Below are 1616 nucleotides of genomic sequence, written 5' to 3'. Positions count from 1 at the left end.
GCGAGGGGCACCGTCAGCACGATGCCCTGGCGGAACGCACCATACGCGGGAACGAAGATGGGACGCTGCGCGAGCCCGGCGTGCTGCTGGATCTCCGGGGGGTGCTTGTGCGCGAGTTCCAGGCCATACACCTGGAATGCCGCGCTGACGGCATCCGGCCCCTCATACTCCTCCACGCCGGCACGCCCGCGTCCGGAGTAGCCGGACACCGCATGAATGCTGACGGGGTAGCTGGCTGGGACAAGCCCGGCCTGCACCAAGGGACGCAGCAGGCCAATCGCACCGGTCGGATAGCAGCCGGGATTGGTGACCCGTCGCGCGTTCGCGATGCGCGCGGCCTGTCCCGGTGCCATTTCCGGAAAGCCATAGGTCCAGTCCGGATGCGTGCGGTGGGCGGAACTCGCGTCGATCACCCTGACGGCGGGATTGACGATGGCGTTCACCGCCTCGCGTGCGGCGGCATCGGGCAAACAGAGGATGGCGATGTCGCAGGCATTGATGGCTTCCGCACGACGCCGTGGGTCCTTGCGTTCCGACGCGGCAAGCGTGAACAGGCTGAGGTCGGTCCGGCCGCGCAGCCGTTCGTGGATTTGCAACCCGGTGGTGCCTTGGTCGCCGTCGATAAAAACCAGGGGAGAGCTCATGCGAGGAATACTCCGGTGACTGAAGGGGGTAACACGTCGAAGGAGCCCAATCTTCCATGGACCACTAGAATAGGGAAAGTTGAATTTCACAACCTTGACATTCAGTTTTCCTGAATCTGGAGCCGACATGCGAGAGATCAGCCTGGACCGCCTGCGCACGCTGGTCGCCATTGCCGACCATGGCTCATTCGCCGAGGCGGCGCGTGCATTGCACCTTGCGCCGCCCACGGTCAGCCTCCACATCGCTGAACTGGAACACCGCATCGGGGCACCGCTCCTGTCGCGAAAACGCGGACAGGTAAGGCCGTCGGCGATCGGAGAGGTGCTGGTGGAGCGCGGGCGTCGGCTGCTGGCCGATGCGGAGCAGGCGCTGGACGATATACAACGACAGGTAGAGGGGCTCGAAGGGCGCGCCCGGCTCGGTGCGTCGACTGGCGCGATCGCGCACCTGCTGCCACAGGCGCTCGAGGTGCTGCGCCAGCAGCATCCCGCCATCGACATTCAGATTGCGGTCCTCACTTCGCAGGAAACACTGTCCCGACTGGCGGACGGCACGCTGGATATCGGGCTGGTTGCACTGCCTCAGCCGCCGGTGGCCGGACTGGTGATAAAGCCCTGGCGCCGCGACCCCGTGATGGCCTTCGTGCCGGCGCATTGGCAGTGCCCGGCCCGCGTCACGCCGGAATGGCTCGCCGCCCAGCCTCTGATTCTCAATGACGCGACCACGCGCCTCTCGCGTCAGACCGCGGAGTGGTTCGCGGCCGCGGGACACCATCCCGCACCACGCATTCAGCTCAACTACAACGACGCGATCAAGAGTCTGGTCGCGGCGGGTTACGGCGCGGCGCTGTTGCCCCACGAGGCCACCACGCCATTGCCGGACAAGCGCATCGTCATGCGTCCGCTGCGCCCGGCGTTATGGCGTCGGCTCGGCATCGCGCATCGTGCGGGGTACGTTGAACGCTCCACCCA

General features: G+C 66.2%; 2 protein-coding genes. One reads left to right on the top strand and one right to left on the bottom strand.

Annotation, left to right across the window (positions count from 1 at the left end; all coding sequences use genetic code 11):
* A partial coding sequence (gene argC / locus J8I34_RS33875; RefSeq protein WP_209808536.1) for an N-acetyl-gamma-glutamyl-phosphate reductase occupies positions 1–644 on the bottom strand: 644 nt, incomplete at its 3' end.
* Between the two features lie 127 nt (positions 645–771).
* Here argC and J8I34_RS33870 point away from each other — a divergent pair.
* Positions 772–1616, top strand: an 845-nt coding sequence (locus J8I34_RS33870; RefSeq protein ID WP_209808534.1) for a LysR family transcriptional regulator, incomplete at its 3' end; no start/stop codon positions are given.

The sequence above is a fragment of the Cupriavidus phytohabitans genome (assembly GCF_017815025.1).
In the GTDB taxonomy this organism is placed as follows: Bacteria; Pseudomonadota; Gammaproteobacteria; order Burkholderiales; family Burkholderiaceae; genus Cupriavidus.
Note: the sequence above shows the minus strand (reverse complement) of the source record. Positions and strands in the feature narration are given on the sequence as shown.